Source organism: Occallatibacter gabretensis, from assembly GCF_001449115.1.
Taxonomy (GTDB): Bacteria; Acidobacteriota; Terriglobia; order Terriglobales; family Acidobacteriaceae; genus Telmatobacter; species Telmatobacter gabretensis.
In genome coordinates this window covers 250100-273372 of record NZ_LAIJ01000002.1, presented here as the reverse complement: position 1 = coordinate 273372, position 23273 = coordinate 250100, and the positions used below count along the sequence as shown (strand labels likewise).

Genomic DNA, 23273 nt, shown 5'->3' with positions numbered 1-23273 from the left:
AGGTCTTTCGCCTTTTGATGAAACCTGGTTATCTTCTTCGCGGCATGATTCTATGCGCGACATTTTTTGCCGCAATGCATGGAGCGGCACAGCAGAAGCCTGCTCCGCAGCAGCCGATTCCTCCGGCTGAACCGCCGCAGCCAATGCCTGGGGCTGAACAGAGCGATCAGGTGCTGCGCGTGACAACGAAGGAAGTGCTGGTGCCGACGCTGGTGGAGAAGCACGACGGTGGCGTGGTGTATGGGCTGAAGGCGCAGGATTTCGTTGTTGAAGATAACGGAGTTTCGCAGAAGGTGCATGTACAGGAGGAGATGGACACGGCTCCTGTGGCACTCGTTGTTGCCGTCGAGCAGGGCGGGATGAGCGTGCTTGAGTTCGACAAGTTCATGAAGCTCGCTCCGCTGCTGGACACTTTCATGACCGACGATAAGAGCCAGGCGGCACTCATCGGCTTCGATTCCGAACCGCATCTGATCAAGGACTTTTCGCATTCGGGTGAAGAATTAAACGAAGGCATCAAGCACATGGAGCCGGGCGATGGCGGCGACGCGATCATGGACACGATCAGCTACGCCGTTGACTTGCTGGGCACGCAGCCGCGGGAGTTTCGCCGCGTTCTGCTGCTGATCAGCGAGGCGCGCGACCACGGGAGCAAGCATACGAAGACCGAGGCGCTGATTCGGAAGATTGGACAGAGTGATGTACTGGTGCTGACGGTTTCATTCTCTCCGGCGCGGGCCGAGTTTCTACATGATGTGAAGGACAGCGGCGAAGAGCGGACGATGAATATGGTTTCCGCACTGGTGATGCTGGCGCAGGCCGTGCGGAAGAATGTGACGAAAGAGATTGCCAACATGAGCGGTGGTGAGTACACCACGTTTACAGGCGATAAGAAGTTTGAGCAGCGGGTTCTGGATGCGGCGAAGCATACGCGGAATCGCTATCTGCTGACGTTCAGCCCTTCGAACCCGACCCCGGGGCTGCATACGCTGAAAGTGCGGCTGGCTAGTGACTACGGGGCACGTATTGTTGCGCGGGCGAATTACTGGGTAGGAGAAGAGGCGCCGGCTGGTGGGGCACAGTGAGCGATGGGCGCTTGCACCAAATCCCCATCGCTCACTGCCTTCTATGCCAGGTTGCGCTGATAGAGCGCGGTTAGCTCGGTCCAGGCGCGCTCCGCGCCGGCCTCGTTGTAGGGCTGGCTACCGCGCACGGTCCAGCCGTGATTGCAGCCTTCAAATACTTCCACTGTGGCTTTCAGCTGCGCGTCGGCAAAAGCCTTTTTCAGGGTGTCTTTGGCGGTGGGGTCGCGCTTGTCATCGTTATCGGCCACACAGCAGAGCACTTCGGCCTTCATCTTGGGAATCATAAGATGAGGACTGTCGGGCTTGTCCGACACCAGGCCGCCGCCATGAAAAGTAGCTGCCGCGCCGATGCGACCGGGAACGGTTCCAGCCGTGCGGAAGACAAGCGGGCCGCCCATGCAGTAACCCTGCACTCCCATCTTCTTGCTTTTGTTGGTCTGCGGCTGCTGGTCAAGGAACGTAGTGTAGTCTTTTGCGTCGCTGATCTGGGCATCCGCTGTCATCAGCGCGGCAAACGGCATGATCTTGGCGCGGTCTTCAGGCTTGGAGAAATCGAATGCGCCGTCCACGACGGGAGCCTTCGCACTACGGTAGAAGGGATTGGGCACCAGAACGACGTAACCCTGTGCTGCCAGGCGGCGTCCCATCTCGCGGAAGACCGGCCGCAGACCCAGGATGTCAGTCCAGATAAGTACAGCCGGCCACGGCCCTTTGCCCTCCGGATAAAAAAGCGCCGAATCCGAGACGCCCGCGGCCATTGGCACGTTCACGTCTTTTTCAACCACCTTGGTTTGCGATTGCGCTCCCGCTACAGCGGAGGAGAGTACGACGGTTGCTGCGGAGTTGACCATAAAGGTCCGCCGGGAGACTGTGGGGTCATGCGTCAATCCTTGATGAATAAACTCATCGCACATCGGCTGGCTCTCTTTCCTTCGGTTGTGAAATAGATTTCGGTCCTGTTTGTGCCTGCTGCTGTGTTGACGTTAAAGCACCAGCCTGGACTCCGGCCTGTGAGGTGCCAAAACCTTACATTGCGATGACAAATCGAATGGCTGATGCACGCGCTGAATCGGACAGGGAAGTGGTGCGGATTCAGGCCCGTCACATCAAAAAAAATCCATTCGGCCGAATCTGAACTTTCGGCAGAAATTGTCTGAATGATATGGAGACATTCTGCCGCGAGAATTGTGGCATAATGTCTTTATGAGTTCCGCCACCACAGCTTCTACCGCTCACGCCTCTGAGAATTTCGCCTACGACTGGAAGGCAGTCGAGAAGGGAATCCCTCTCTCCGCGCTTGAGAAGTTCTCGGCCTACTCCGATATTTCCATGAAGGAGTTGTTGGAGGTGGTGATTCCGCCGCGCACGCTCAAGCACCGCCGCGAGCGCAAGGAACCTCTAAGCCTCGATGAGTCCGACCGTCTTGCGCGGGTAGCCCGGATATATGAGCTGGCAGTGCGAGTGTACGGAGACCGCGACGATGGCAGGGAGTGGCTGACAGGCCCTAAGAAGCGCTTTGAGGGCCGTACTGCTCTTTCCATGCTGCGCTCGGAGAGTGGGCAGCGCGTAGTAGAAGAGTTTCTCTACCAGATTGATGAAGGCGTCTTCGCATAACGCGCGATGGCGATCTTCTGGCGGATTAGCAATCATATAGATCTGGGCGGATGGGGAGGATTGAAATTTTCTTCCCGATGGACCAGCCTGGGCAAACGCATTGTTTATATGGCGGAAACGCCGGCCGGTGCGATGCTTGAAACTCTTGTGCACTTTACAGACCGAGACGATGGGTTACCGCGAACATACACTTTAATCGAAATCGACGCGCCAGACGCGCTGTCCATTCAGGAATTGCTACCCCTGGCCGATACGAACTGGCGGAAACAGCCAAATACGACGCAGCGGATCGGCGATGCGTGGCTTGCATCGTTGAAAACACCTTTAGCGCGTGTCCCATCAGCCATCGTGCCACGGACATGGAACCTGCTGTTGAATCCGCTACATCCGGATGCTGAAAAGATACGGATTGTCTCGGTGATCCGCAAGCGATTCGATAATCGTCTCTTCCTTGGGGGAGCACGTTGATCCGGCAGGACTTGTGCTCTGGATTGAGTGCCTCTTCCGGCACTCTCAGGGGTTTCCCGCAGGGGCCATTCATGGTACTCTCACAGTAGACACTTTGAGAGTGGACACAAGTAGACAAGAGGAGTAACACACGCCGTGCTGGCGACTGCAAAGAAAACCGACCTGATTGAACGCTTCCGCACTCACGCGACAGACACGGGTTCGCCCGAAGTCCAGATCGCGATTCTGAGTACGCGGATTGGTGAGCTGACTGAGCACTTTAAGACCCACAAGAAGGACCACGCATCACGTCGTGGCCTCCTCCAGTTGGTCAGCAAGCGCCGCCGCCTGCTGGATTACCTGAAGACGCATGATACGGATCGCTACCGCGACGTTATCGGCAAGCTCGGAATCCGCAAGTAACTCTCAGAAAGCCCCTATTGACCTGGAAGCGCCCAGACCGCGGATTGGTCACGGCCCTGGTTTCCCTTAGAGACCCGGGCCGTGGTGCATCTCGCGCGAATTTTGAAGCGACAGAGACGCTGAAAGCGTTTCGCGCATACCGCCCCATCCGTAATTCCTTCCATCCATCTCCGGACTGGATTTTGGGCGCCCTTCCTACACACATTTCCCAAGCACAAATGAAAACAAACAGGGTTCCGATTGGAACCGAAAAGAGGACTCTATGTCGACTAAGCATGAAGTAGCCGTCGAACTTGCCGGCGGCAAGCGGCTGGTCTTTGAGACCGGACGCATGGCCAAGCAGGCCTCGGGCGCTGCCCTGGTTACGGCAGGCGAAACCGTTGTCCTGTCTACTGCCGTAGCATCGCCGGACCCTCGCGAGGGTATTGATTTCTTCCCGCTCACGGTGGATTACCGCGAATACACGTACGCCGGCGGACGCATCCCCGGTGGCTTTATCAAGCGTGAAGGCCGTCCCAGCGAGAAGGAAATTCTGACCTGCCGCCAGATCGACCGCCCCATCCGTCCGTTATTCCCTGAAGGGTTCCGCAACGAGACGCAGGTGATTGCCCTGGTTTTCTCCGCGGACAAGGAAAATGATCCCGACGTGATCGGCATTAATGCCGCAACTTGCGCGCTAGCTCTCTCTGACATTCCGTTCAGCGCCACTGTAGGAGCTGTTCGCATCGGCCGCGTCAATGGCGAGTTCATCATCAACCCGACTTACGCAGAGCGCGCTTTGTCCACGCTGAACATCATGGTCGTCGGCCACAAAGACGGCATCGTGATGATCGAGTCTGGCGCCAAAGAAGAGACCGAAGAGGTCATTCTGGCCGCGATTGAGTTCGGTCATGGCGAAATCAAGAAGATTGTCGCCGCGATTGACGAGCTGGTAGCGAAGGCCGGCAAGCCCAAGCGTACTGTTGTAGCTCCGGAGTTTGATGAAGCCTACTATGGCGAGCTAAAGGCCAAGGTCGGCGAGCGTCTGTCAGACGCGCTAGACACCAAGAAGCACGCCAAGACCGAGAGCTATGCACTGGTAAAGCAGATCAAGGACGAGCTGGCCAAGGAACTGCCGGCAGATGATCCGACCGCGAAGAAGAAGCTAAGCACTTACTATGAAGCTCTTCGCGAGCGCAGCTTCCGCGAGCAGGTAACGAAGGATCGCATCCGCCCGGATCGCCGCGCGTTTGACGAGATTCGAGCGATCAGCATTGAGACCAGCGTTCTGCCGCGTACGCACGGATCGGCATTGTTTACCCGTGGCGAAACGCAGGCCCTGGTGACGGCTACACTCGGCACTGCCGATGATGGTCAGCGCCTGGAGAGCTATGAAGGCGAGCAGAAGAAAAACTTCATGCTTCACTACAACTTCCCGCCGTTCAGCGTTGGTGAAACAGGACGTATGACCGGCACTGGTCGCCGTGAAGTGGGCCACGGAGCATTGGCTGAGCGCGCAATCACTGCGGTTCTGCCGGATCCGGGCGAGTCTCCTTACTCCTACCGCGTTGTCTCTGACATTCTGGAGTCGAATGGTTCTTCGTCGATGGCTTCGGTCTGCGGCGCGAGCCTTGCTCTGTACGATGCGGGCATTGCGCTCAAGGGCTCGGTGGCCGGTGTGGCAATGGGCCTGGTGAAGGAGGGCGACAACTACGCCATCCTCACCGACATCGCTGGTGCAGAAGACCACTACGGCGACATGGACTTCAAGGTGGCCGGCACGCGGAAGGGCATTACCGCTCTTCAGATGGACATCAAGATTGGTGGCCTGACGCGACAGATTCTCCAGGAAGCTATGGAGCAGGCTCGCCAGGGCCGCATCTTCCTGCTGGACAAGATGGATGCCGAGCTCAACGGGCCGCGCGTGGAGCGCTCGAAGTACGCGCCTCGCATCGAGACCGTTCAGATTCCTGTGGACAAGATTCGCGACCTCATTGGTAAGGGTGGTGCGACGATTCGCGGCCTCGTGGAGCAGACCGGCGCCAAGATCGACGTGGATGACACCGGCCGCGTCTCCGTTGCATCGAGCGATGCAGACGGTCTGAAGCGCGCACTGGCGATGATTAACGACATCACGGCAGTGCCCGAGTTGGGCAAGATCTACCTGGGCAAGGTTGTCCGGCTGGCGGAGTTTGGCGCATTCGTCGAGCTCTTTCCCGGCACAGATGGCCTGCTGCACATCTCTGAGATCGCAGAGCACCGCGTGAAGGATGTGAAGGATGAGCTGCGTGAAGGCGACCAGGTGATGGTGAAGGTTCTGGCCATCGAAGGCAACCGCATCAAGCTCAGCCGCAAGGCACTCATCAAGGAGCAGAAGGCCAAGCTGGCTGCCACGCAGGGACCAGCTCCGGAGACGGAAGAAGTAGAGGAAAGCTCCTCTGCTCCGGAGGCTCCAGCACGCCCGCGCAACGAGTTCGACGAGCGCCAGCCGCGCTCCAACCAGAGCACGATTCTGATTGAGGGCGGCGACGACTTTGAGGACGACGAGGACGGAGAAGAGATCGACGAGGAAAACGAGCCAAACTTCAACCGTGCTGATGGTACTCAGGCTCCCGCAGCGCCGAGCGCGGGCACAGGACGCGGTCCTGGCGGTCCGGGCGGCCCAGCCGGAAACAATAACCGTCGTCGTCGCCGTCGCCGTCCCGGTGGTGGCAGCGGTAGTGGTGGTGGACGCGGCCCTGGTCAGGGTGGCGGAAGCCAGCAGTAAAACAATAAAAGAGGCCCGGACAAATGTCCGGGCCTCTTTTATTTTGCTATAGGAATTTCAGGATGCCTTGGCGGTGGATACATCAAACTTTACTCCACGCTTTTCCTCATACATGCGCATGTCGGCCTGAATGCAGAGGGATTTCAGGTCCCTGGCGTCATCGGGAAAGAGCGCGACACCAACACTGGCTCCGACTCGCACCGTGTTTTCGTTCAGCCGCAGCGGCTCCTCGAGCATATCTAAAAGTGCGCGGCTTACAAGAGCAGCCTCTTCATGGGTTGTGGGCGGCTCAAGGATGACGGCAAATTCATCGCCGCCTGTGCGGGCAACGGTGTCCGAGTTGCGAATTCTCCCGAGGAAAAGCTTGGAGACGCGCTGCAAAAGCAGATCTCCGGTGTGGTGGCCGTAAGTGTCGTTGACGAACTTGAAGTCGTCGAGATCGACAGTGAGCAGCGCCGCTTGAGTGTCAGAGCGGCGAGCACGTTCAAGCGCTCCTGCAAGACGATCCTGAAAGAGGCGGCGGTTGGGAAGGCCAGTGAGCTCGTCATGAAGAGCCAGATGCTTATTGTGCTCGATCTGCTCTTCCAGCATGAGCAGGGTCATGCCGACAGCAACGATGTATTTCGGCAGATTCCAGACTTCGGGTTCCACTTTAAACGTGGGCAGGAATGCTTCAAGCATGGGCGCGACAACGAAGACCGCGGCCCAGAGCCAGAAGCCGACGATTCCTATCAGGGCTCCGGTGGTGGCCTTGCGATTGTGGTACCAGAAATGGATGGCACAGCCGAAATAAACAGTGAAAAGGATGCCGTTCAGTGCAAGCGATGCGCCGTCCGGCAGACTTTGAACGCGCAGCAGAAAGACCCCGAGAGCGAAATGGAGAATCGACATGCTCCAGCGGAGCTGGGGAACGGCCCAACGCGGAAAAAAGAGTGTCATGAACAGCGGGAAGAAACCCAGCAGGGCTTCCGAGACAGTGAGAAGCCAGCGCGGAGCTTCCAACACCAGATTGCATATGACGAACAGAAAAGCCGCCGACATGACCGGCATCATGACCTTGCCAATTCGCTCTACAGAGAGCAGCTCCGCAACGGAAGAGCGCATGAACTGCATGGCAGCCAGAATGAGGCACATGATGCTGATAATTGTTACGATCTGGCCAATGAGGCCGTCAAACTGGCCAAAGAGCGTTGCCGTGAAGTGCAGAACGATGTAATACCAGCCATAGAGCCAGTTGGTGGACGCGACGGTGCGGCAACGGCGCTCCGCTGAGGCAAATGCCCAGGCCAGAAGGCCGACTGCGATGATATCTGGCAGCTTGCTCCAGTCCACTTTCCACTCCGTGGGTTATGACTCAGTGCATCGAGCGCGCCGGTTCACGCGTTCTCTACATTGAGTTTTACCGGTAGAAGAATTATAGGTCGGCTTCGCAGGAAGAAACGCAATTTTTCCACACCACAGTAATGTGCGGAATCTAATCTTTTGTGCAGTTTGAGAGAGCCTATTCTTCCGCTGGGTCGGGCGCATTGCTTACGCGCTCAATCCGGGCCCCCACGCCGCAAAGCTTTTCTTCGATACGCTCGTATCCCCGGTCCATGTGATAGACGCGATCGAGCACAGATTGTCCCTCGGCAACGAGTGCGGCGAGGACGAGGCTGGCGGAGGCGCGCAGGTCAGAACACATAACATACGCACCAGTAAGATGCGCCGCGCCGCGAACGGTTGCCGTGCGGCCCTCAACCTTGATGTCAGCGCCCATGCGGACCAGCTCCTGCACATGCATGAAGCGGTTCTCGAAGATATTTTCTGTTACCTGGCTCACACCATCAGCCTGCGTGGTCAGCGCCATGAACTGCGCCTGCATGTCGGTGGGGAAGCCGGGGTATTCCTCCGTGGAAATGTCGGTGGCGCGGAGCAGGCTGCCGGCCTGGACGCGGATAGCATCTGCGGAAATGATGTCGACCTGCGCGCCTGCTTCTTGAATCTTGGCGATGACTGCTCCCAGGTGCGACGGGTTGCAATTTGCGACAGTCAGGTCGCCTCCGGTGATCGCTCCTGCAACAAGAAAAGTGCCAGCCTCAATGCGGTCGGGGATGATGGCGTGACGTGCGCCGTGGAGCTTATCCACGCCCTGCACGCGGATCGTCGAGGTTCCTGCGCCTTCAATCTTTGCGCCCATCTTTATGAGCAGCGCGGCCAGGTCGACGACTTCGGGCTCGCGGGCGCAGTTCTCCATGAGGGTTTCGCCTTCGGCCAGGGTGGCGGCCATGAGCAGGTCTTCTGTGCCGGTCACGGTGATCTTGTCGAAGACGATGTGAGTGCCCTTCAGGCGTCCCCCGATCTGTTCCGTCCGGGCTTCCAGGTAGCCGTGCGCCTGCACGATTTCAGCGCCCATCTTTTCAAGGCCCTTGATATGAAGGTCGATGGGCCTTCCGCCGATGGCACAGCCGCCGGGCATGGCGACTCGGGCCAGTCCAGCGCGGGCTACGAGCGGACCAAGAACCAGCGAGCTGGCGCGCATGGTCTTGACGATCTCGTACTTGGCCACAGGATCGGAGAGCACAGCGCAGCGGATGCGGGTGCAATGGTCTTCCGGAAGGCCGACCTCAGCGCCCCCCACCTCGGCTCCCATAGACGAGAGCAGCTTGCGCTCCGTAGCGATGTCGCGGACCTGCGGGATGTTTTCGAGGATGACTTCGTCCTCGGTGAGGATGGCGGCGGCCATGCAGGGCAGGGCGGAGTTCTTTGCGCCGGAGACGCGGATGGTGCCTTGAAGCGGCTGGCCGCCGGTGATCAGGAATTTATCCATTGACTTGCCGAACCTTGAGAACGAATTGGGGAGAGCGAATTGGGGATGCCGAATTTGCCGGAGGTTTCAGTGTAATTACGATAGCCGCTTACTCCAATGTTGAACGATGTACATTGTCATGCGATACGCGCCGCAATGCCTCCAGATAGCTGTATCCCCAGGTAGTGTCAGGCAGCAGCACGTGATCCTCGGTCCACTCATTCCAGGCTGCGATGTAGACGAGATCGTCATGCTTACCCTGGGCGGTATCGGTTGCGACCACATGGCAGGCCCCCCGCAACAATCGTTCAAACTGGTCGGGCGAGCGGTTGATCGCCACAGAAGCAAACTCTTCAAAACGCGGGCTGTCATCCCATCCCACAGAAACGCACGGATGAAACGGAACCGTCACGGTTGTCTGCTTGTGTCGCCACGACTGCACCGCCTCCACGCAGCCCACACCGTACGGAATGCGCGAACCAGCGGGCTTCCCTCCATAGGTCCAGCCGAAGGTGCCGTACTGGGTTGCGCTATCAAAGCCTAGTTCTTTCAGCCGGCCTTCATAGCTGTCGTAACCGTTCGCCACTTGCAGGTGCAGCTTCGGAAAACCGAGCTGGGCGGCGCGAGCACGCATCCGGTCCAGCCCGCGGCGGCAGCCCTCTTCGCCAAGCTGTTGCACCACCTTACCTGAGTCAAAGACGCAGAACAGCGGCGCGCCATCCACGCGGAGATAATTCGGTTCGTGAAAGTAGTGCTCAGCGCAGTATTCGGTCACGCGGTCAAAGTCGGGCAGCGTGTGCACCATCGGCAGCATGGTCGCGGCCTGGTTCGGCGAGCGGGCAGGGTACACATTTTTCCAGTCGTGGTTGGCCCACATCACCGCAAACTCCAGCCGTTTGCGATTGGGCGCCTTCAGAAAGCCCTGCTCCAACTGTTCCTGATAAAACTGCACACCCTCATGCCAGTACCAATCGATCATCCAGGCGTCCACGCCATAGTCGGCTGCCAAATCAATCTCTCGTGCGGCCCACTCGGGGTCTGCTTCGTCGTAGTATCCCCACAGCGGATAGTGAGGCATCGTGTGTCCGGCAAAGAGTGGCCGCGCATTGCGGAGCGTGTCGAACTCGGTCCAGCCTTTACCAAAGCGCGCCTCCATCCAGGGCGACGGATGCCAACTGGGAAAGTTGAAGACTACCGTTTTCAGACGCTTTGGCGCGAGCAGCTTGTCAGTGCCCAGCGTGCGATGGAGCGCAGCCTCGTCAAAATAGCCGTCCATCGCCTGCTGCCCTATGAGTGCGGCAGGCAGGTTTGAGGTCTGCGCTGTCTTTGCCTGTTTAGCATCCGTGGATTGCGCACTCGCACCCCCGCGCAAAGACAACGACGAAAGAAGACCCGCCTGCGCTGCTCGCTCAAGAAAGGTTCTGCGTTGCATGAAAAGCTCCTACAGTGGAGAGCGAAGGAGTTCGAGGACTACTCCATCTTAGGTGAGGATGGCGGCGGCCATGCAGGGCAGGGCGGAGTTTTTTGCGCCGGAGACGCGGATGGTGCCGGAGAGCGGTGTGCCGCCGGTGATTAGGAATTTGTCCATCGACTTGCTGAACCTCTGGGGTGGGAAAAGATGCCTGGGATTCAGTGTAATTTCTGCTTCTGAGCGCCCCAGTATCGAGGGATATACAACATCAAGCGTTGGGTGGGCGAGTGCGGAAGTTTGTAGGCTTCCAACCGATATATTCCTCGCTACTCCGCCAGTTCTATTAGAAAGAAATAGGCAACCTCTATAATGAGGTTGCCTATTTTTCTTAGTAGGGAACAAATTACCAGCTAGTTCGAGAGCGTTTCTTCCTTCGCACGCAGCACGATGTTGGAGGCAAGGGTCCAGTACTCGGTATCAGTCCCTAGCGCGTTTACGCTCTTTGCCGTTCTACTCTTCATCACAAGAGATTTATAAAGTTCCTCTGCAGCCGTCTTGAAAACCTTCTTGTAATCAGCTTTCCACTGATATCGTTCATTCTTGAGCTCGAGCAATTCGCGGAAAGCAGCAGCAATTGGGAGGGACGCCGCAAGGTCCATTTTATGATCGGTAGAAAATGCAGTGCCCGGGCGTATAAATGGTTTTTTTAGTTTGGTAACCGCGCGAAGGTTTCCGAGCTTTCGGCCCTTGCTTTCAGCATGACTAAACTCCGATTGAATGAACTCCGGCAAAGTAACTAGGTCAACGATCACATCATACAATCGTTCGAATTCCAAGCTTGAAGCGTCCGTAGTAAACAACTCAAGAGCTTTACCCTTGGACCTATACATCTGTGTAGGCTGGGTGCTCTTCCAACGGTCCTTGAGAAAACAACCTATACGCTGAATGATTTCGCGCACTTCCCATTCCTTCTCTTCATTTTCACGAAAAGCGATGAGAGAAGTATCAAAACCACCTTTAGCCAGAGCAGCTTTCAGATTTTCGAATTTGTTCTGATACTCATCAATAGTGAACTGTTGCACCTGGGAGGAAGTGTTCAGAGCTTCAACTACCTGCTCGATTTCACCGCTCGCCAAAGCGGCGGCGTCTCCAGCTAGAAAGTGAACTCGGACAAAAGGCTCGGTCCAACCTTCAATTTTCTCAAACTCGTCAGCGCGTTCAATTGTCTTCTTTATTACTTCGAAGGTGTGACCACCATCGGCAATTCCGTATTTGAGCCCGTCGAGTGCATCCGGGTCCTCATCTGGCTCCAACGCGGGATTGGTAATGCGGATCGTACGAGCTGCATTATCAAATTCGAACTTCTCACATCGATAGATAATTCCGCGGTTCTTGATGTGGAACTTCGCTGGATCATTCTCCACGGTCTCCATCATGTCGTGGAATGGCTTTTTGCGCTCAGATGCTGGACGCACGTTTGCATTTCCGCGATCCAGCTTTGCGGCTTCTGTAAATGGAAGCCATGCTTCCAAGTGAAAAATTGAAGGATTTTGGGGATCTTTTAGGCGCTTGCAGTGGTCTACATCAAAAACGGAAACTTCGGAAACTTTCGTGGGATACATCATCAGAACACCTCAGTCGCAGCGTGTGCTGCAAGGTCAATAGTCATCGGAAGCCAAACGGTCAGCCGACGCCAAGGGAAATGTACCACATCCTTGCATTCAATGCAAGATTGACCAATTGACCCGGTCTTCTTCATATCGCGGTGCCGGAGGACAATACCGCAGTTGTAGAAGACAGAACCTGGCACTCGCCAAACTTTGCTCACAGTCTGCATTGAGTGCTCCATCCCTGCCGTCTGGATAGAAATATAAGTACTGTAAATTTCCCATGAGTTATCAGCCGTTACCTTCTGCATTCAAGATGAGTTTCACCAAATGGCCGAATTGGCTGTCCCACATCTGATGCGGGTTTTGGGCGGCGTGGAGGACTGAATCTGACGTGTGGGCATCGGGTTCGTTGTCGAACTGGTTCACGATGACGGTATTCAGGCTGGGGATGACCAGGATGTAATGGCCGCCTGCGCCCTGGGCTGAGTACATGCCGGGCAGTGTGGCTTCCGGGATGTGGATGCCGCCGTACTCGACCCACCAGAGATACTCATAGCCGCCGAGGTTCATGTGGCCGAGATGCACCATTTCATTGGCGTGCGTGCTCTTTTCCACCCAATCTGCCGGGATGATCTGATGGTTGTTCCACAGGCCGTGATTGAGATAGAGCAGGCCGAAGCGAGCCATGTCGCGGGCGGTCATCTGGAACATGAAGGCGGGGTGCGTGGAGACGCTTGCATCGCCGATGTAATAGACGTCGCCGGGCTGAAAGTCCTGCATGCCGATGGGCTTTGCGATGCGCTGGTAAAAGGCTTCGCCGATTTTGAGACCGGTCTTCTTTTCAAAGATGGTGCCGAGGACGTTGAAGTCCCAGTTGTTGTAGAACCAGAAGGTGCCGGGAGCGTGGCTGCCGCGCGCGGGGCGCATTTTGCGCTGGAAGTCTACCTCAAAAGCGGCGGCATGGTAGACGCCGGAGCGTGCGCGCAGCAGGTCTACGATCTTGGCCTGGCGCTCTTCTTTGGTGAGCGGCGATGGAGTGTCGTCAATGGCGGCCTGCTCCAGAGTTTCGTTGATGTCGATCTTGCCTTCGGCTGCGTAGATTCCGTAGAGCGCGCTGATGAGACTTTTGCGTACGGAGAATGTGGTGAGCTTTTTGCCGGTGTCGCCCCACTGATCTACGACTTGCCCGCACTGCACGATCATGACGGAGGAGTCGTGCAGGGAATCGGCGTAGGCGTGTGCTGCGTCAAGCGCGGGTTTGGACCACCCTTTCTGGCTTTCCGGTGAGGCTGGCTTCCAGTCGTGGCCGGGAAACACGGGAGCGCTGCAGGATGCGGGCGGCTTGGCGCTTTCGTTTTGCGCGTGTGCGGCTGTCAGCATGCAGGCGGCGGCGATGGCAAACGCGAAAAGAATTTTCATTTTCATGCAGAGACTCCTATGGGCTGCAGAGAGTATGTTAGTCCGGTCTTCTGTTCACCGCATATTGATTCACTATTGAATGCGCCGTAACCCATCGTGTATTGCGCGGGGATGAAGATTCGTAACATGCTTGCGGACGCTTGACTATGAGTCTGCGAGCGGAATGGAGATTTCCCTATGTCTGAGAAAGCGGCGAATCATCACAAGCAGGCGGCTCATCATCACGGGATGGCCGCACACCACCATACCGAGGCCGCAAAGCATCATGAAGCTGGCGATCATCACAAAGCTGCGCATCATGCGCATCTGGCTCATGCCCATGATCTTCATGCCGGGGACCATGCCGAGCATGCAGCCAAGGAGCATGTAGACGCGCATAGCGACAAGTAAACAATCCACTTAGATAAAGGCGGCCTTTCCTCCTGTTGTGAATCAGCGGAAAGGCCGCAAAGTTTTTGAAAAGTATCCCAATAAGGCAAGTAGGCATTGAGCCGGAGGGAGCAGGGGCCTTCAGGCCACTGAATACCGGAGAGGAAAAGAACAGGGGCTTCAGCCCCGGACTTTACACCAGGTCTTCTCACGCAATTCAGTTGCCGGGCGGGGCAAATACGCCAAGCTGCATCATCAGGCCAAAGATATCCATGAGGATGCGGGTATCTTTGATACGGCCTTCTTCAAGGTGATCGAGGACGATTCCCCAGACGCGCACGGACCGGCCTGTTGCCGGAACGCCGAGGAACGCTGCCGAGTGCGTGCCGGTCCACTCGAAGCGGCTGGCTACTTTATCGCCTTCTGTGACTTGCTCCTGAATGGAAAAGATCAGGTCTGGGAAGGCTGTTCGCATGCCTTGGAGCACATCTTTCAGGCCTTCCAGTCCGGGGCCCTGGCCGGGAAAAGGGACCTGCTCGACGACATCCTCCCAGACATACTGGTTGGCGATCTCCATATTTCCCTGGGTGATGACTTCATCCACAAAGCGGCGAACGATTGCGGAATTGCCGGGCGCAGCGTTGTCGTGCATCTCTGCGTTCTCCTTATGTTTGTTTGAGTTGTGGTTTACGGGCTGAATTATATGTGTCTGGATATAGGTTTGGGCTGGCGCTCGTGTGAAGTTTGCGCGCAACTAGGGATGTGGATGTGTGTTCGAGTAACCATCCGGCTGGTTAAGCACCACATGGACTAGCCCGATGGAGAGAACGAACATGACGAATTCGTGTAAAGCTACTCTATTCCGCCCACTGTTTCTTGCCACATTGCTTGCTACAGGTGCGGCTTTTGCCCAGGCGCAACAGCCCGTTCCGAGCGACCAACAGCCGCCCAGCCAGGTAGCCCCGGCTCCTGCTGGAAACGGGGCAGGTGGCGGGATGCACCGCGACGCCGACCCTACGAAAGAAGCCAAGCGGCTGGGCAAGGAGCTTGGCCTGAACAAGACCCAGGTGACGCAGATCCTGCCGATTCTTGAGGACCGTGCGAACCAGATGCAGACGCTGCGGACGGATGCCTCGGTGGCTCCGGCTGACCGCAGGACCAAGGCCAAGGGCATCATGGATGACTCCAGGGCGAAGCTGGAAGCGGTCATGACGGACCAGCAGAAACAACAGTTCGAACAGATGCAGGCCGCGCGGAAGGCGAAGCGCCAGCAGCAGGGTCAACAGCCCCCGGCTCAGCAGCCCGGAGTGTAATTGAGGTTTGTGCTGCGTCCCAGGTCTCAAACCAGAGACCTGGGAACGCCGGCTGACCACGAATCACGATCCACGTTACTTTGGTCCAATGGACTTTCGTGCTGCGATTGCTCTCAGATAGTTTGCGTAGAATTACCACCGTTTATGGCACACTCATAATCAGCGGGCAGAAGGCCCGAATCCAGTCGGATTCGGGCCTTCTGCTTTTGCTGTATCCGGGCAGTTGCACAGTTTTGGAATGAAGATGGCATAAAGATTTCTCCAGAAACTGTGCAATCGCCTGTAATGGCTTGAAATTACGTCACTTGGAAATCTGTGCTGCACAGGATAACTCACGCAATTTTGAACCGGAACAGATTTTCAACTCCGCAGAGAGCTGCAACGTCCATATAAGGGAAGCGCACACATTAGACTCATCAATGCAGAGAAATACTGCGCTTATCGATACCGGAGGAATGAGAATGTTTTCTGCTGTTCGCGGAGTGGTTTCTGGACGGGGTTTTCGGCTGGTGGTGGTAACGGCTGCGGCGATGGTTCTGGGGAGTGCGGCGTGGGCCGACCCGATTCATGACGCCGCGTTAAAGGGCGATGTAAAGAAGATTCAAGCGATTCTGCAGAGCGACCCGAAGGCCGTGTCTGCGCAGGACAAGAATGGCGATACGCCGCTGCACCTTGCGGCCCTGCATGGACAGGACAAGGCGGTGCAGGCACTGCTGGACGCGGGCGCGGACCCGAATGCGACGAACCACTACGGTGCATTCGGACCATCGGAGTTGGGGCAGGAGTTTGCAGGAGCCGGTACGCATCGCGACCCGGTAGTGCTGCTGAATGTGCACGGAGACCAGGTGACTGGCGCGACGGTTGGCTATACGCCGCTGCATCTGGCGATTTTCTCGATCAACCACAAGAAGATTGTGCAGATGCTGGTGGCCAAGAACGCGAATGTAAATGCGCAGGCGGGAAGCGGCGCCACTCCGCTGTACTTTGCTGTGATGCGCGGCCAGAAAGATGATGCTGCATTTCTGCTGGACCACGGAGCGAATCCGAATCTGACGGATGCGTATACGACCTCAATTCTGGATGTGGCTCTGCAGATGCAGTACAGCGACCTGGTTGAGCTGCTGGTGAACAAGGGCGCGGATGTGAACTTTCAAGACAGTGGCCGGCACAGGCCGCTCTTTTACGCGCTTGGGATGAATGACCACCATCCGGCGGATGTTCTGAAACAGCATGGGGCGCATGAATAAAGCAGGGAATAGGGAATAGAAAAAGCAAAGCCTGAGGCGTATGACGCTTCAGGCTTTGCTTTTTCTATTTGGCATTTGCGGCACGGCTAAAGGCGTGCCCTTTTAAAGCTAGAGTTCGAGGACGTTGTCTTCGATGGCGAGGCGGACGTTGCCGTCGGATTTAGCGAGGCGGCGGACGGCTTCAGGCTTGTCGACGCGCGCCTTGAGCATGACGAGCGCGACGGGGACAGAGCGGCCGGCGGACTTGATGGTATCGACGGCGGTGGCACGGTCGATGTTGCAGGCGCGCATGAGAATGCGGATGCCGCGCTCGACCAGCTTGGAGTTCTGCATGTGCACGTTGACCATGAGGTTTTCGTACACGTAACCCAGGCGGGTCATGGCTCCAGTGGTGATCATATTGAGGATCATCTTCTGAGCGGAGCCGGCCTTGAGGCGGGTGGAACCGGAGACGACTTCAGGGCCGACGTCGGCGATCATGGCGATCTCCGCGGCTTCAGCCAGCGGGGTGCCGTGATTGCATGAGACGGCGGCGGTGAATGCGCCGCGGGCGCGGGCATATGCCGTGGCGGCGACGACGTAGGGCGTGCGGCCGGATGCGGAGACGCCGATGACTACATCTTTGCGCGTGGGCCGGCGGCGGGCGATGTCACGCTGGCCGAGCTCTTCGGAATCCTCATTGACTTCAACGGCGGAAGCGAGAGCTTTGGGGCCGCCAGCCATGATGTATTGAATCTGACCGGGTGCGGTGGAGTAAGTGGGAGGGCATTCGGAGGCGTCGAGGGCGGCGATGCGGCCGCTGGAGCCTGCGCCTACATAGATGAGGCGACCGCCGTCACGGAGAGCGCGAGCAACCCGGTCCATGACCTGGGCAATCTCCGGAATAGCCTTCTTAACCGCGGTAGCGACCTTGGAATCCTCGTGATTGATGATGCGAGCGATCTCGAGAGCAGACTTGGTGTCGAAGCCCTGGGAGGCTTCATTCATGCTCTCTGTGATGAGCTGCTGGAGGAGGGATGCGGGGTCTTGCTTCGCGGTGGTTGAGGTTGATGCGATGTCTGTCTCCGGAGTCAATGTGGTGGTAGCCATCGATTCTGTCCCTATATGTCCCTAATTGTCGATTGTACTCCTGTTACTGGCAAGGCAGAAGTAGTGGAGGGTTACGGAGGTATTTAGAGAGGCACTGCGTGGCCGTGCCTCTCAGGGACGAATGACGAAGGATTAGAGACGAATCAAAGGGCTTCGCGAATGGCGTTATGAAAGGAGGGGCGCACGGTTCTGATGAGCTGGGATTGGCGGTCGGGCCAGGTGCGGTTGGTGAGAAGCACGATGGTGATGCGGGCGTCGAGATCGATCCAGAGCGATGTGCCGGCGAAGCCGAGATGGCCGATGGAGTGTGGCGAGAAATGCGAGCCGGAGGAGGAGTTTTCTGATGGCGTATCCCAGCCCAGGGCGCGGGAGCTGCCGGTGGGAGGCTGACGGCGAGAGAAGAGATCGATGGTTTTGGTTGTGAAGAGGGAGTCGGCCTGGCTGGCGTCGAAGATGGCTTGCGCGAGGCGGAGGAGGTCGGGGACGTTGGAGAAGAGGCCGGCGTGGCCGGCGGCGCCGTGGAGGACGGAGGCGTTTTCATCCTGGACTTCGCCCTGGATGATGCGATGACGGAACCATGTATCCAACTCGGTGGGCGGGATGGCGGCGCGCTGGGCGGGAAGTGGGCAGAAGCATGATGCGGACATGGCGAGCGGGACGAGGATCTCGCGATGTGCCCATTGACTGAGGGGTTCGTGTATGAGGACTTCAAGGGCTTTGCCTAGAAGGATGAATCCGGGATCAGAATATTCGGCGCGCGTGCCGGGAGGGGCTTCAATGGGGAGCTCGAGGCAGGCGCGGAGAAGGGAAGATGGCGTGGAATGCTGCTCAAACAAGCGAACGTAGCCGGGCAGGCCGGAGGAATGCGCGAGGAGATGGTGGATGCGGACGTGGCGCGCAGGTGAGCCGGGTTCGCGACCGATGACGAAACCGGGAAGAAGATCGCCGAGTGGCATTTCGAGATCGAGGATGCCGCGCTGATGGAGGAGCATGGCAGCGGTAGTGGTGATGGCGACTTTGGTGACACTGGCGATGTCGTAGAGCGTGTCTGGTGTGATGACGGGCGAGTTCGCGTCGTAGGTTTGGCGGCCAATGGCGGAGTGAAGCAGGATCTGACCGTCGGCGAGGACGCCGAAGGCGCAGCCAGGGAAGGCGCGGGCTGCAATGGCATCTTCCAGCACGCGCAGGGCCGGGGCGAAGCGCGGATCGCGATCATTGGCGGGTTGGTGCGCGGGCTGCATTGTCTTTGCATCGTAACGCGAAATGCAATTTGGAGAAACTTTTCCATTTTGGGTGAAGCCCGAAACATTTGTAAGCGACGGTATGGTATGGCTAAGGGCGTGCTCTTTAAACACCGCACAAATGAGGCGGAATGGGGCTATCCTTGATTGCAAGACAAGCGTCTATCGAAAGGGAGGGGCAGCTATGCGGGGAGTTGCAGCGGGGATGAGTGTGGCGCTGTGGATGACACTGGGCGTGGCGGCCCAGGGGCAGGATGCTGGACAGGCACCGGCGAATGCTGCGCCGACTCCGGCTACTGCTGGGCAGACTGTGCCAACTCCGCAGCCAATTGCGAGTGGTCTGGCAACAGTTCCGGCGCAGATGACTGCTGTACAGCCGAAGACTTATATTGTGCCGGCGGGGACGAAGGTGCTGCTGCAGCTCAGGAACTCGCTGAATACGAAGAGCGCACGTGCTGGCGACGGGGTGTACCTGGTTTCGACGTTTCCGGTGGTGGTGGGAAGCCGAGTCATGATTCCGACTGGCGTGTATGTGCAGGGCATGGTGGATCGCGTGGAGCGAGCGGGGCATGTGAAGGGTAAGGCGCAGCTGGATATGCACTTTACTTCGATTATTTTTCCGAATGGAAGCGTGGTAGAGATTCCGGGAATTGTGAACAGCGTGCCGGGGGCGAAGAAGCAGTCTGTAAAGGATGATGGCGAAGGCACGATTGAACAGGACAGCGACAAGACGCGGAATATGGGCAAGGTTGCGGAGATTGCGATTCCGACAGGCGGGACGGTAGGCGCGATTGGCGGATTGGGGTCGGGGCATCCGCTGGCGGGAGGCTTGATCGGAATGGCCGGTGGCTTGGCGGCGGCGGGAATTGTATCGCTCTTTACCCGCGGTGCGGATGTGAATATTGATGCGGGCACGCAGGTGGAGATGATGCTGCAGAGACCGCTGACGCTGGAAGAAGCGAATCTGGGCGGAGTGGGCGCGCCGGGAACGGCGACTGTGTTTGTGCCATCCGCGATGCAGGCCAAGCCAATGGAGAAGCCACGCGTGCTTTGTCCGCCGGGCGGGCTGGGATGCCAGTGAAAGTGAGCTAAAGTAGAAGTAGAAGGCAATGATCTCCCAGGAAAATCAGGAAAACGAAGCGGTCCAGGCGCAGGTGCATGAGGTTTCTGCTCCTGTTGTTGCGCCTGAGTCGGGCACGCTTATGCTGTGGGCGCGCGACCTGCTGATTGCGGTTGTGGCGTCAGTTTTCATGATTCTGTTTCTGTATCAGCCGGTGCGGGTGGAAGGTACAAGCATGCTGCCGCGACTGGAGGATCATGACCGGTTGTTCATCAACAAGTTTGTGTACCACTTCAGCGCGATTCAGCGTGGAGATGTGGTGGTGTTTCATTATCCGAGGGATCCGGAGAAGAGTTACATCAAGCGCGTGATTGCAGTGCCGGGAGACCGGCTGCGGATTGATGGCGGGGACGTGATTCTGAATGGGCGGCGGCTGGAAGAGCCGTATGTGCCGGATGAGTATCGAGACAGCCGGTCATTGCCGGAGATGGTGATTCCGCCGGATTACTACTATATGATGGGCGACCATAGGTCGATTTCATCCGACAGCCGGGAGTTTGGGCCGGTGGAGCGGGGTTTGATCTACGGGAAGGCCGCGTTTGTGTACTGGCCAAGGCGGGATGCGGGCGTGGTGAATTAACGAGCATAGTAGCCGGTGCGCGCACGCACGGAATATGCCGGATCCGTGGTTGTGACTACTACCCGACGGAATGTGCCATCCCGTTTTTTGTTTGATGAGTAATATCCGACGGAGTAGAGAGACCGCAGCTCACTGGCAATCTGCTCGAATGCTTCAGAAACATTGATGTGGAGCGCATCGAAGTCTGAGCCGCCTGTTTCAGACGAAAGATGATGTAAAGCCGCAATTCCGTGGTGTGAATGCGGTGTGAGCTGCTTTTCATCCGTATAACGGATGGCATAGATCAGAGTGTCGTTTTCACGCGCGGCGTCAATTGCGTCGAACAGATCGTGGGCGCTTGCGTTTTCTTCGCCATCTGTAAAAAGGATCAATGCACGGCGGCGTCCAGAAGCCTGTGCAAGTTTAGCGGCGACACTGTAATAAATGGCATCGTAGAGCGCTGTTCCGCCGCCGGTCTGATTGTCGCGATGATCTTCGGGCGCAAGTTCGGGATAATTGCGCTCCCCCTTGTCGAAGCGCTCCAACTGTTCCATCACCGAAGCGATGGATGAAGTTTTGTCGCTGGTGACGCGTAGATGGTTTCCAAAGCAAATGCTGAAGACCTCATCTTGCGGTCGCATCACAGTGTTGAGGAATTTTTCGATGTCTTTGTGATGGCGCTTGAAGAATTTGCTTTGGCTATCGCTGACATCTACGAGGAGGCCTAAGGTGAGCGGGAGTTCAGCTTCTTTGCCGAAGAATGCTGGTTTCTGTGGGCTTCCATCTTCCGTGATGATGAAGTCTTCGCGGTTGAGGCCATTTACAAGAGTGCCATCTGAACGACGAACACTGAATGTGAAGTCAACTAAGTGGGTCTCCGTGCGAAAGATAGGAGTTTGCGGCTCCTGCGCCGAGCTGAGATGCGTAAACGCGACAACCCCCATGAATAAGGCGGTAGCGGGTATATGGATCAAACGCAAATTAAACATTATGCAGATGAATACGCGGCAAAATAGCATGGAGTTCCTGAATTCAGATGTGCGGCGCCTGATCTGTTTTCTTTTTGTGGCGGATTGACATAAAGCACATCAAATTTCAGGGTCTCAGCATCTAACGATGCGGAGTGAAACCTGATAAAATCGATTGAATCCACTCCCCGGAGAAGCGATGCAGGCCATACTTGCGCTCGAGGACGGGCGCCTCTTCCGCGGCGAAGGCTACGGCGCACCTGGTGAATGCCAGGGCGAGGTAGTTTTCAATACTTCTCTTACCGGCTACCAGGAAATTGCTACCGATCCTTCCTATGCCGGACAGATAGTTGTTCTTACCAATCCGCAGATCGGGAATTACGGAACGAACCAGGCAGACAATGAAGCGGCGAAGCCGTTTATTGAAGGCCTGATTGTGCGTGAGTTTTCGCGCGTGAGCTCGAATTGGCGCTCCGAGCAGGTAACCGACGAATACATGGAACGCTACCAGGTTCCCGTGCTGGCGGAGATTGACACGCGAGCGCTGGTGCGGCACCTGCGCGATAACGGCGTGATGCGTGGTGTGATTTCGACGGTCTCTTCTGATGTCGAAGAGCTTGTCCAAAAGGCCAGAAAAATTCGCAAGATGGATGGGACTGATCTGGCGAAGGTGGTTTCGACGAAGGCGATTTATACCTTTGACGAATCGGATAGCCATAACCAGACGGACGATCCGCTGCTGACTGTCACCGTTGAGGGACCGAAGCTGCATGTGGTGGCTTACGACTTTGGGATGAAGCGAAACATTTTGCGCATGTTGACTCGCGAAGGCTGCAAGGTGACGGTTGTGCCTGCGCAGACTTCTTCCGAGGACGTGCTGGGGATGAAGCCGGATGGCGTGTTTCTGTCAAATGGGCCGGGTGACCCGGAGCCTGTGGATTATGCAGTGAATGCGATTCGCGGGATGATGGGGCGCGTGCCGGTCTTTGGGATTTGCCTGGGGCATCAGCTATGCGGGCTGGCGCTGGGCGGCAAGACGTACAAGCTGAAGTTCGGACATCATGGCGGGAATCATCCGGTGCGGAATAATGCAACTGGCAAGGTGGAGATTACGGCGCACAACCATAACTTTGCCGTCGATCCGGAGAGCGTGAATGCGAACGAAGTTGAGCTGACTCACGTAGATCTGAACGACAATACGCTGGAAGGCTTGCGGCACAAGACGCTGCCGTTGTTCAGCGTGCAATATCATCCGGAGGCTGCGCCGGGGCCGCATGATTCGCACTATCTGTTTCGGGATTTCCGGAATTTGATGGAGGAGTGGAAGGGATGACGGTTGCGTTGAGCGCTAGGACAGGTATTTCAAGACAGCGGGGCTTTTGGCTCCGCTGTTTTTTGGGTTGTATGCTGGTGGCGCTGGTTTGCGGTGTGGCTCATGCGCAGCAACTGGAAAAAGATGGGCCGATTCGGCTGACGCATGTGGAAGGCGTTGTGGTTACCGGACGTGGTGCGCCGGCTGCAAATGTTGAGGTCACGCTTTCGCAGGATGACAAGGTTCGGATGAGCACGCATACCGATCAGTCGGGAAAATTTCGCATTGATCACGTCCAGGGTGACTATATGTTCCGGGTGGCTCGTACGCTGAATGCGCCGGCTGCGCATGCGATTGTGGTTCGGGCTGAGATCGCGACATATATCGAGCGGAAGAAGCTTTACATTGTGCTTGGGCCGGGGGCCTGCGCGGATGAGTGCTCGTTGGTTGTGACGAGTAAAGAGGAATTTGAACACGCTATTCGGAAGAATGGCGGACGTTAGGTCAGGACA

Annotated in this window: 22 protein-coding genes; 11 read left to right on the top strand and 11 right to left on the bottom strand. The window is 57.0% G+C overall.

Going from position 1 to position 23273, the window contains the following annotated elements:
* The first annotated feature begins 17 nt into the window (after nucleotides 1–17).
* A complete protein-coding gene (locus VO84_RS03005; protein ID WP_058185799.1) occupies nucleotides 18–1085 on the top strand; it encodes a VWA domain-containing protein in 1068 nt (355 codons plus the stop codon).
* Between the two features lie 41 nt (nucleotides 1086–1126).
* On the opposite strand, the gene VO84_RS03000 is transcribed toward VO84_RS03005, so the two are convergent.
* A complete protein-coding gene (locus tag VO84_RS03000; protein WP_058185798.1) occupies nucleotides 1127–1999 on the bottom strand; it encodes a dienelactone hydrolase family protein in 873 nt (290 codons plus the stop codon).
* Nucleotides 2000–2288: 289 nt separating this feature from the next.
* On the opposite strand from VO84_RS03000, the gene parS reads away from it, so the two are divergent.
* The 4 genes from parS (at nucleotide 2289) to pnp (ending at nucleotide 6315) form a co-directional block, all read left to right on the top strand.
* Entirely contained in the window at nucleotides 2289–2699 is a 411-nt protein-coding gene (parS, locus tag VO84_RS02995) for a type II RES/Xre toxin-antitoxin system antitoxin (protein ID WP_058185797.1), read from the top strand.
* Nucleotides 2700–2705: 6 nt separating this feature from the next.
* A complete protein-coding gene (locus VO84_RS02990; RefSeq protein WP_082661647.1) occupies nucleotides 2706–3167 on the top strand; it encodes an RES family NAD+ phosphorylase in 462 nt (153 codons plus the stop codon).
* 135 nt (nucleotides 3168–3302) lie between these two features.
* Nucleotides 3303–3569: a 30S ribosomal protein S15 gene (gene rpsO, locus VO84_RS02985; RefSeq protein WP_058185796.1), complete on the top strand. Its 267-nt coding sequence runs from the start codon at nucleotides 3303–3305 to the stop codon at nucleotides 3567–3569.
* 262 nt (nucleotides 3570–3831) lie between these two features.
* Complete coding sequence (gene pnp / locus VO84_RS02980; RefSeq protein ID WP_058185795.1) at nucleotides 3832–6315, top strand: polyribonucleotide nucleotidyltransferase; 2484 nt, start codon at nucleotides 3832–3834, stop codon at nucleotides 6313–6315.
* A gap of 57 nt (nucleotides 6316–6372) precedes the next feature.
* Here pnp and VO84_RS02975 read toward each other — a convergent pair whose 3' ends face one another.
* The 7 genes from VO84_RS02975 to VO84_RS02940 form a co-directional block, all read right to left on the bottom strand.
* A complete protein-coding gene (locus VO84_RS02975; RefSeq protein ID WP_058185794.1) occupies nucleotides 6373–7647 on the bottom strand; it encodes a GGDEF domain-containing protein in 1275 nt (424 codons plus the stop codon).
* 169 nt (nucleotides 7648–7816) lie between these two features.
* Entirely contained in the window at nucleotides 7817–9124 is a 1308-nt protein-coding gene (gene murA, locus VO84_RS02970) for a UDP-N-acetylglucosamine 1-carboxyvinyltransferase (protein ID WP_058185793.1), read from the bottom strand.
* A gap of 88 nt (nucleotides 9125–9212) precedes the next feature.
* Nucleotides 9213–10535 carry a glycoside hydrolase family 99-like domain-containing protein gene (locus tag VO84_RS02965; RefSeq protein ID WP_058185792.1) on the bottom strand — a complete coding sequence of 441 codons (1323 nt, stop codon included), beginning with the start codon at nucleotides 10533–10535 and terminating at the stop codon, nucleotides 9213–9215.
* 389 nt (nucleotides 10536–10924) lie between these two features.
* On the bottom strand, nucleotides 10925–12139 hold the full coding sequence (locus tag VO84_RS02960; RefSeq protein ID WP_058185791.1) for an AIPR family protein: 1215 nt from the start codon (nucleotides 12137–12139) through the stop codon (nucleotides 10925–10927).
* Nucleotides 12140–12412: 273 nt separating this feature from the next.
* Entirely contained in the window at nucleotides 12413–13549 is a 1137-nt protein-coding gene (locus VO84_RS02950; protein WP_058185789.1) for a serine hydrolase domain-containing protein, read from the bottom strand.
* A gap of 138 nt (nucleotides 13550–13687) precedes the next feature.
* A complete protein-coding gene (locus VO84_RS22725) occupies nucleotides 13688–13921 on the bottom strand; it encodes a hypothetical protein (protein ID WP_058185788.1) in 234 nt (77 codons plus the stop codon).
* 208 nt (nucleotides 13922–14129) lie between these two features.
* On the bottom strand, nucleotides 14130–14564 hold the full coding sequence (locus VO84_RS02940; protein ID WP_058185787.1) for an ester cyclase: 435 nt from the start codon (nucleotides 14562–14564) through the stop codon (nucleotides 14130–14132).
* A 181-nt stretch (nucleotides 14565–14745) separates the two neighbouring features.
* On the opposite strand from VO84_RS02940, the gene VO84_RS02935 reads away from it, so the two are divergent.
* Nucleotides 14746–15225 carry a hypothetical protein gene (locus VO84_RS02935; RefSeq protein WP_058185786.1) on the top strand — a complete coding sequence of 160 codons (480 nt, stop codon included), beginning with the start codon at nucleotides 14746–14748 and terminating at the stop codon, nucleotides 15223–15225.
* 461 nt (nucleotides 15226–15686) lie between these two features.
* The gene (locus tag VO84_RS02930) at nucleotides 15687–16472 is read left to right on the top strand and encodes an ankyrin repeat domain-containing protein (RefSeq protein WP_058185785.1); all 786 of its coding nucleotides are present in this window, start codon (nucleotides 15687–15689) and stop codon (nucleotides 16470–16472) included.
* A gap of 108 nt (nucleotides 16473–16580) precedes the next feature.
* Here VO84_RS02930 and murQ read toward each other — a convergent pair whose 3' ends face one another.
* Together murQ and VO84_RS02920 are read right to left on the bottom strand one after the other, a co-directional pair.
* Nucleotides 16581–17561 (bottom strand): N-acetylmuramic acid 6-phosphate etherase, encoded by a 981-nt coding sequence (gene murQ / locus VO84_RS02925; protein ID WP_058185784.1) that lies wholly within the window; start codon nucleotides 17559–17561, stop codon nucleotides 16581–16583.
* A gap of 143 nt (nucleotides 17562–17704) precedes the next feature.
* A complete protein-coding gene (locus VO84_RS02920; RefSeq protein WP_058185783.1) occupies nucleotides 17705–18802 on the bottom strand; it encodes a serine hydrolase domain-containing protein in 1098 nt (365 codons plus the stop codon).
* A 184-nt stretch (nucleotides 18803–18986) separates the two neighbouring features.
* Here VO84_RS02920 and VO84_RS02915 point away from each other — a divergent pair, with 184 nt between their 5' ends.
* Nucleotides 18987–19883 (top strand): hypothetical protein, encoded by an 897-nt coding sequence (locus VO84_RS02915; RefSeq protein WP_157439693.1) that lies wholly within the window; start codon nucleotides 18987–18989, stop codon nucleotides 19881–19883.
* A 28-nt stretch (nucleotides 19884–19911) separates the two neighbouring features.
* A complete protein-coding gene (gene lepB / locus VO84_RS02910; protein ID WP_058185781.1) occupies nucleotides 19912–20502 on the top strand; it encodes a signal peptidase I in 591 nt (196 codons plus the stop codon).
* Here the strand turns inward: lepB and VO84_RS02905 are convergent.
* Complete coding sequence (locus tag VO84_RS02905; protein WP_197413870.1) at nucleotides 20499–21455, bottom strand: VWA domain-containing protein; 957 nt, start codon at nucleotides 21453–21455, stop codon at nucleotides 20499–20501. The genes lepB and VO84_RS02905 overlap by 4 nt on opposite strands.
* 193 nt (nucleotides 21456–21648) lie before the next feature.
* Here VO84_RS02905 and carA point away from each other — a divergent pair, with 193 nt between their 5' ends.
* Together carA and VO84_RS02895 are read left to right on the top strand one after the other, a co-directional pair.
* On the top strand, nucleotides 21649–22782 hold the full coding sequence (gene carA, locus VO84_RS02900; RefSeq protein WP_058185779.1) for a glutamine-hydrolyzing carbamoyl-phosphate synthase small subunit: 1134 nt from the start codon (nucleotides 21649–21651) through the stop codon (nucleotides 22780–22782).
* Nucleotides 22783–22853: 71 nt separating this feature from the next.
* Nucleotides 22854–23264, top strand: a complete 411-nt coding sequence (locus VO84_RS02895; RefSeq protein WP_058185778.1) for a carboxypeptidase-like regulatory domain-containing protein — start codon at nucleotides 22854–22856, stop codon at nucleotides 23262–23264.
* Nucleotides 23265–23273: the final 9 nt, after the last annotated feature.